Annotated in this window: 1 protein-coding gene; it reads right to left on the bottom strand. The window is 72.5% G+C overall.

All coding sequences use genetic code 11. The features are described 5' to 3' along the window. Nucleotides 1-147: 147 nt before the first annotated feature. The coding region (locus AX737_RS33925) for a hypothetical protein (RefSeq protein WP_066918146.1) at nt 148-750 on the bottom strand (603 nt) is incomplete at its 5' end.

The raw sequence follows: 750 nt of genomic DNA on the forward strand, positions 1-750 counted from the left end.
CCGGAGAGTTCTCATCCCTCACCCCAACCCTCTCCCGCACGGGAGAGGGAGCGCGTCGAGGTTCCGACCTGTCCCGATTTACCGCGCCGTAGAGCGGATGAACTGCCCCGTCTGCAGAGGCGAGAGGGAGCGTCGCGCCTGTCCCGCTCATCCGCCCACCTCCGGATGCAGTTGCACGTAGGTCAGCCGCGCGGGCGAGTACCCCGTCGCCGCGTGCAGGTCGTCGAAGGCGTGGGCGCGGGCGATCAGGCGGGCCGCCTTGCGCACCAGCGGGTCGTCGGCCGGCTGCTCGAAGACGCGGCCGTTGCGCTGCCAGCGGATCGGCTCGGAACGACCCCCGGCCTCGTGCAGCGCCCGCACCATCGCGATGGTCGGGTGCGCGGGCCCGCCATGGGTGTGGATGCGGTGGCCGGCCGCGTCGTCGTCGAAGACCAGCCGCGTGAGGCCCCGCGCCCGCGCCTCCACCACCCGGCGCGCCTGGGCGACGTGGTCGTCGAAGAACGCCACCGTGCGGGCCGGATCGAGGGCCGACCAGTCGGCCGTCGACCAGTCCTGCGTGCAGTAGGTCGCCGCCGGGTCGCGATACTGCAGGCCCGAGAGGTCGGGGTCGCGGCAGAAGATGCGGGCGTCGGGGCGCGCCTGCCGGATCACCCAGGTGGTCAGCCCGCGGAACACGCCCGATTCGATCACGCAATCGGGCTCCAGCGCCCGCATCAGCACGAAGAGCTGGAGCGCTCCGTTGAAGCCGGA

Origin of the sequence: Methylobacterium sp. CCH5-D2, assembly GCF_001556475.1 — a bacterium.
Lineage (GTDB): Bacteria > Pseudomonadota > Alphaproteobacteria > Rhizobiales > Beijerinckiaceae > Methylobacterium > Methylobacterium hispanicum.